Annotated in this window: 4 protein-coding genes and 2 pseudogenes; 3 read left to right on the top strand and 3 right to left on the bottom strand. The window is 60.9% G+C overall.

Annotated features, from left to right (window positions below; genetic code table 11):
* From AC1DVH_RS25125 to AC1DVH_RS25115, 3 genes and pseudogenes are all read right to left on the bottom strand, one after another.
* Positions 1–86 (bottom strand): hypothetical protein (locus tag AC1DVH_RS25125; protein WP_477756089.1); only part of this gene is annotated, 86 nt, incomplete at its 3' end.
* Between the two features lie 770 nt (positions 87–856).
* Positions 857–1,690, bottom strand: a complete 834-nt coding sequence (locus AC1DVH_RS25120) for an Ig-like domain-containing protein (protein WP_477756088.1) — start codon at positions 1,688–1,690, stop codon at positions 857–859.
* Between the two features lie 118 nt (positions 1,691–1,808).
* Positions 1,809–2,369 (bottom strand): annotated as a pseudogene (locus AC1DVH_RS25115) (hypothetical protein); the annotation flags it as partial.
* Positions 2,370–2,648: 279 nt separating this feature from the next.
* Between AC1DVH_RS25115 and AC1DVH_RS25110 the strand changes: the two are divergent.
* The 3 genes and pseudogenes from AC1DVH_RS25110 to AC1DVH_RS25100 all read left to right on the top strand — a co-directional run bounded on the left by AC1DVH_RS25110 (position 2,649) and on the right by AC1DVH_RS25100 (position 5,692).
* Entirely contained in the window at positions 2,649–4,094 is a 1,446-nt protein-coding gene (locus tag AC1DVH_RS25110; RefSeq protein ID WP_477756087.1) for a sensor histidine kinase, read from the top strand.
* Between the two features lie 242 nt (positions 4,095–4,336).
* A pseudogene (locus tag AC1DVH_RS25105) lies at positions 4,337–4,534 on the top strand (hypothetical protein); the annotation flags it as partial.
* Positions 4,535–4,579: 45 nt separating this feature from the next.
* Positions 4,580–5,692: an SCO family protein gene (locus AC1DVH_RS25100; protein WP_477756086.1), complete on the top strand. Its 1,113-nt coding sequence runs from the start codon at positions 4,580–4,582 to the stop codon at positions 5,690–5,692.
* Positions 5,693–5,723 lie beyond the last annotated feature (31 nt).

Below are 5,723 nucleotides of genomic sequence, written 5' to 3'. Positions count from 1 at the left end.
GGATTAGTGTCGCTGACGTAATCGTCCAGGCTCTCGGGGAGCAGGGTCCTTTGACCTCGGTGTTCACCTTGAATGAAGCGTTTCATGGGCAGCCCTTGCGATGAAATCCGGGGCAATCATAGCAAGGGTTGGCTTTGGCGTTTTGACACACTCTGGGCCATGGATGGCCGATGGCGGCGGGCCCACGGAGCAGGACCGGAGCGAGGGCATGCCGAGCCACGGCGAGGCACCGAATGTCAGGGGCAAGAGCCCTTGGTTACTTGGGGCTTTTCCAAGTGACCCGCCGTAAGGGCGGAACCCTAAGTGGCCGTGACCGAAGAAATGGATATGTACACCCTCAAAAACCCACGTTGCCTGCCACGTCGCCATCGCGAGCTTGATGGCGGCCTGACAGCCGACCTGATTTCACGGATGTATCACTGCGTAGGAGCTGCCGAAGGCTGCGATCTTTTGATCTTGTTTGTAAGTAATAAAGCCAAAAGATCGCAGCCTCGTTGCACTCGACAGCTCCTGCAGGGAAATGCGCACGCATGAAGAACCAGGCCGCCTCGGATGCTCGCACACAGGGGCTTGAGTGATCACAACAACGGGTACAACCGGGACCCAATGTGGGAGCGAGCCTGCTCCGGGCGGCGTTCCGACGATGGCGGCTTGCGAGCCAGCCATTCACTTGCAGTTGTCCCAGCCCAATGGATTGAGCTTGGTCGGGCACCGCTCCAGTGATGGCAGCCAGACCACCGCTGGATTGCTTCCATCAATGCACCCGGCAAAAARCCGCGGCCCCCCACCTGAGGCCGCGGTTTTCCATAGGGTTGAAGCCGGCCCCATCAACCAATGTGGCTAATGGGGCGCGGGCTCAGTTGGCGATCACCGGCACTGTCCGCACGGAGCCTTGGGACGAGGTGATGGTGGCGGTCGGGTTCGCCGACGGAACGACCGTGGTGGTGTTGTTCACCGTCAACCGCCAGCGACCGTTCCCCTGTACGGTGGTGGTGCCCAGGGTGACCAGTCCGGTCGGAGTGGTCACCTTGATGGTGATGGTGTTGCCGGTGGTCACCGATGAAGTGCCGGCAAAGTCCCAGGTGAAGCGGTTATTGGAGCGGGCACTCACCGTTGCGGTGGTCACTGCGAAGGTTTCAACAGCAGGCCGTGGCGAGACCTGCACGGTGACCGTGGCCGGCGACGTCGACAGGGCGCCGAAGCTGTCCCGGGCGATGTAGGTGAAGGTCGTGGTGAAGGCCGTGGTGACGGTGGCCGGCGGAGTGTAGGTGAGCACCGTGCCGTTACTGCTGACAGTGCCGCGACCCGCCGCGGGTTGAGTGAAGCTGGCGACCGCTAGCGGCACGTTGCCTTCCGGGTCGGTGTCGTTGGCCAGCACGTTGATGGGGATCGCCACACCCGGTGTCGTGACGGCATCGGCGACTGCCACCGGAGGCCGGTTAGGCGCCACGGTGAGGGTCACGGTTGCCGCTGTCGTCGAGGCCAGGCCTTTGGCGTCCTGGGCCTTGTAGGTGAAGGTCGTGGTCAACGGCGCGTTGACGACAGCGGGAGGGGTGTAGACCACCGCCGTAGTGCCGCTCAAGGCCACGGTGCCCTGGCCGGCGGCCGGTTGGGTCAGCGCGGTAATGCTCAGCGGCGTATTGCCGTCCGGGTCCCTGTCGTTAACCAGCAGATTGAGGGTGATCGGCACGCCGACGCTGGTGCTGGCAGTATCGGCGACAGAGATCGGAGCCTGGTTCGCGCCGGTGTCCGGTGCAGTGCCGACGACTACGACCGGCTCGGTGTCACTGCCGCCGGCGGCGGATTTCACCGTAACCGATGTCCCGGGTCATGTTGATCGCCCGCCGGCCGGGGGTGTCGACGTTGAACACTTCGACGCCGTAGGGGTGGGTGATGACATAGGTGCCGGCGACGGGTACATCGATGCGAATACGGATACGGGCGAAGCTGATCTGGTCGCCCTCCAGTGGATCGCCGCCACTGAAGGCGGCTTCGAGCGCCGAGACATAGGTCAGGTCGATGCCTCGGGCGGCATCGACGATGGTGGTTTCGCCGGTGGCCCAGAACGCTTCGTCGGGGAAATTGGTCGGGAAGACCAACGGTTGAGTGTCGTCGAAAATACCGGGGTTCGGGATCAACGAGCACATGTAAGTCGGAGCGCCCGGCGCGCTGGCAACGCTGGAACTGACAGCCTTGGATAAACACAGGTCAAGGGTTCGGCCGTGGGTGTCCTGATACCAGGCGGCGAAATTGCCATTTGCTGGCAGGTAGGGTCCGGGGTCTACGGCAAACAGCGCTGCCTGGGCAATACCTTGGGCTAGAGCGGCTACGACCAGGGCGGTCGCGGTTTTGCACAGTAAAGGGTGCATGAGTATTCCCTCTATCGAAGTACCTGCCCCTCGGGGATGGGTCAGTTGGCAGGGAGTTTGGCAACTTCCATACCAATCAGCGAAAACGCCCGGGAGAGCCCCGGAGTAAAGGCGTTGGCGCAGTCGCGGCGCAGACCGGGAGGTTGGGAGACAGGYAGCTGTCCCCAACATTGGGGGTGGATAGGACGGCGGGGAGGGTGGGGAATCGCAGTCCCCAGGTTCGGGCAAACGGCTATGAGTGGGCTATAAACCTATAGGGGGTTTCCGGGAACCGTGTCCATGAACTCAATCACCAAAGTGCTTGTGACCGAAAGCGAAGCCCGCTTGAACACGCGCAAGCGGCCGTTCGATCTGCTGCGCTGGTTTTCGCTGATCAGCATGGCGGTGATCGGCACGGTGGCGGTGGCGCTGGGGGCGGTGTCCTCGCAGTTCGTGATTACCGAAAGCGTGCAGCGCGATGCACTGTTGACCTCGCAATTCATTCAGGCGGTTGCCTCGGTCGAGGTGCGCAATGTGTCGATTCCCAACATCCGGACCATGGGCGAGTTGCTCGACCCACGAAAAGACAAGGACTTTCCTGACGTCGACACGCTGTCCCGCGCCAGTGCCCGTGGTGATTTCCTCGACCATATCGAAAACTTGCCGGACGTGATCCTGGCCAACATCTATGCACCCGATCGCAGGGTGATCTGGTCGACCAACCCGGCCTTGATGGGCACCACGATCCATGGCGATGAAGACCTCGACCGGGCGTTCAGCTCCAGGCTTCCCGTGTCGACCAGTTACCACGATGTGGACAAATCCCGCATGGAACAGAAGTTCGTGGAGCCCCCCAAGTACATCTTCATCGAAAACTACATTCCCCTGTTCGACGCCGATGGCAGCACCGTCACGGCGATGGTCGAGATTTACAAGGAACCGCAGGACCTGATCAACCGCATGGAGCGCGGCCTGGTGCTGATCTGGCTGGCGACCGCCCTGGGCGGCGGTCTGATTTACCTGGGTCTGTACTGGATCGTGCGGCGGGCGGCGATCCTGCTGGCGGCGCAGCAGAAGCAATTGATCACCAACGAGACCTTTGTGGCGCTGGGGGAGGTGTCCTCGGCGGTCGCCCACAGTCTGCGCAATCCGTTGGCGAACATCCGTTCAAGCGCCGAGCTGGCGATAGAGTTCGACAGCGGTCCGGCACACGGGAACATCAACGACATCATTGGTCAGGTCGATCGCATGTCGAAATGGGTACGGGAGTTGCTCCAGTCCCTGCGACCGCTCAATGACGAAGCTGAACCGGTGAATCTGGTGGCGGCACTGCATGACAGCCTGATGGCTTACGAGCATCAGATCAGCAAGGCCAAGGTCAACGTGGTGTTCGAACCGGATCAAACGCCCATGGTCCTGAGCCAGCAGGTGCAACTGACCCAGATCCTCAACAGYCTGCTGTCCAATGCGGTGGAAGCCATGGACAGCGGCGGTACGCTGACCATCCAGATCGAGCCGCGCGATGCCCAGCGCGTCAGCGTGAAGGTGAGCGATACCGGCAAAGGCATGAGCGAGGAGCAGCGCACATTGGCCTTCCGGCCGTTCTTTACCACCAAGCAGAGCGGGCTGGGCGTCGGGCTGGTGCTGGTCAAGCGGATCATGGAACGTTTTGGCGGTGCGGTGACCCTGGATAGTCGTGAAGGCGAGGGCACCACTGTCCGTCTGTTGTTTAATCTGGTCCCCTGAAAAAACGGGGATGAACTATCCCCCAATATTGGGTTTCAATCCCCGGTCATTTCCACGGTCATCGCACATTGATATTGGTAAGTCATTGTTTTGTAAAGTGTTAGTGCTTTTGTACAAGAAAATTACATAATTGGCGAGGTCCTTGCAGAACCCCCATCACCCCCATCACGACATCGAGGCGGCTGGTGATGGAAAAAAAAGGGCAGTACAACTTCAAGCGTTCAGGACTGTTAACGCCCTTGAGCGTCCTGCCGCCCGCCGTGCAGCCCCGTTTTAATTACCCCAACAATAACAAGTCCAGCCCGTTGTTCGGTGCGCAGCCATCCACGCAACAACTGCTGTTGTTCGAAGCATTCGGTCCGGCAAAACCTGACCCCGCCACGCCGGCGGCGTCCTTGCCGTTTCCACCGGCGGCCACTGGTCCGTTGCCACAACAGGACGGGTCCTGAAGTGGTTGTCAAACCCTGAACAGGGAGGGCGTCGAGATGAACATGAGGCTGCATTCACCACGCTCACGAGCCTTGGGCATGCACCTGGTGCTGATGATGGTGACCGGTTTGCTGGCCAGCCAGCTGCTGGTCGCCAGCCAGCCGACGTCGACGCCCGCACCTGCTCCTGCATCCACTGCCGAACCCGCTGTCGTTGAAGCCGCCACCCCGTGGGGAGGCGACTATTTCCCCAACACCCTGCTGACCGACCAGGACGGTCAGCAGCTGCGTTTTTTCGATGACATGATCAAAGGCAAGGTGGTGGTGATCAACTTCATCTTCACCTCGTGCAGCGACTCCTGCCCCCTGGAAACCGCGCGCCTGCGCCAGGTGCAGAAACTGCTGGGGGATCGGGTCGGCAAGGACGTCTTCTTCTATTCCATCAGCATCGACCCCTTGAGTGATACCCCCAAGGTGCTCAAGGCCTATGCGCAACGCTTCCAGGTCGGGCCCGGGTGGAAATTCCTCACCGGGGAATTCGCCGACGTCACCGAGCTGCGCAAGAAGCTGGGGCTGTTCATCGAAGGCATCGATAACGGGCGCAACAAGGACCACAACCTCAGCCTGATCGTCGGCAACCAGGCAACGGGCCGCTGGATGAAAGCCTCGCCGTTCGAAAACCCGTGGATTCTGGCCGACCAACTGGCCAATACCTTGCAGAACTGGAAACAGCCCAGTGTGGAAGAAAGCTATGCCGATGCACCGCAAATCCGTCCGCCGAGCAATGGTGAAGAGCTATTCCGCACCCGTTGCGCATCTTGCCACAGCCTCGGTCCGCTGGACGGGCAGGGCATCGGCCTGCACAGCATCGGCCCGGACCTGATCGGCGTGACCCATCAGCGCGATCCGGCCTGGCTCAACCGCTGGATCCGCGAACCGGATCGCATGCTCGCGGAAAAGGACCCGATTGCGATGGAACTGTTCGATCGCTACAACAGGATCCCGATGCCCAACTTGCGGCTGGATGAGCGTTCCGTCCAGTCCATCATCGATTTCCTGCAGGAAGAAACCAACCGTCAGCATCCGCCGGTAGTGCCATTGGCCAGTGGTAACGAGGAGCCTGAACATCATCATTCGGTCGCGCAACCCGACATGACCCAGGTGCAATAGCGCGCAACCCGACATGACCCAGGTGCAATAG

This window comes from Pseudomonas sp. P4_C3 (assembly GCF_056402075.1).
The sequence above is the reverse complement of the archived record's forward strand: the minus strand, read 5'-3'. Positions and strand labels throughout refer to the sequence as shown.

Coding starts and splice junctions, on each gene's coding strand:
- AC1DVH_RS25100 (WP_477756086.1), top strand. CDS start 4,580: ATGAACATGAGGCTGCATTCACCACGCTCACGAGCCTTGGGCATGCAC.